The following is an 805-nucleotide window of genomic DNA, read 5'->3' as shown; positions in this document are numbered from 1 at the left end:
TTGGAAAACGAAGACTGGACGCGTAAATGGATTGATAACTTCAAACCCATTCAGTTTGGTCGCCGCTTATGGATATGCCCAAGCTGGCATGACATTCCTGAGCCAAACGCTGTCAACCTGATGCTCGACCCTGGCCTGGCTTTCGGCACTGGCACACACCCCACAACTGCACTTTGCTTAAAATGGCTAGATGCTTATGCGCTAAACGATGACGGCCTAAACAACAAAACTGTCGTAGATTTTGGCTGTGGTTCCGGAATACTGGGCTTGGCCGCATTATTACTCGGCGCCAAATCGGTGGTTGGAATCGACAACGACCCTCAAGCTTTGCTGGCTACCCAAGACAATGCCAAGAGAAACGAGGTCGAAGCTCAGCAGTTCCCGGTCTATCTTCCAGAAGATAGCCCTAAAGACCAAGTAGACCTGGTTCTGGCTAATATTCTTGCTCAACCACTGCATGACTTACGTAGCAATATTGCCGCTTTAGTTAAACCTAAAGGAAAATTAATTCTATCTGGAATTCTTGAGCATCAGGCAGCTGCGCTAGTTCACGACTATGAAGAATGGTTTGAAATGGATAAACCTCAGCTAGAGGATGGCTGGGTATGCTTGACCGGCACAAAAAAAGACTGATAATAGCCTTATAATAATTCAGGAAAAACACACACGATGAGCAATCAGCGACTGACACAATGCCCGCACTGTAAGGCTTCGTTTAAAGTCTCTGAAGAACAATTAAGTGCTGCCAACGGCAGAGTTCGCTGCGGCGCCTGCATGAACATCTTCGATGCAATTGCCTATAGCT

2 protein-coding genes are annotated in these 805 nt (G+C 47.0%); both read left to right on the top strand.

What is annotated here, in order from left to right; translation table 11 throughout:
• On the top strand, positions 1–633 hold a 633-nt coding region (prmA, locus tag A3735_RS27950; RefSeq protein WP_082886033.1), incomplete at its 5' end, for a 50S ribosomal protein L11 methyltransferase.
• A gap of 36 nt (positions 634–669) precedes the next feature.
• Positions 670–805, top strand: a 136-nt coding sequence (locus tag A3735_RS32740; RefSeq protein ID WP_197486112.1) for an MJ0042-type zinc finger domain-containing protein, incomplete at its 3' end; no start/stop codon positions are given.

The sequence above is a fragment of the Oleiphilus sp. HI0061 genome (assembly GCF_001635675.1).
Note: the sequence above shows the minus strand (reverse complement) of the source record. Positions and strands in the feature narration are given on the sequence as shown.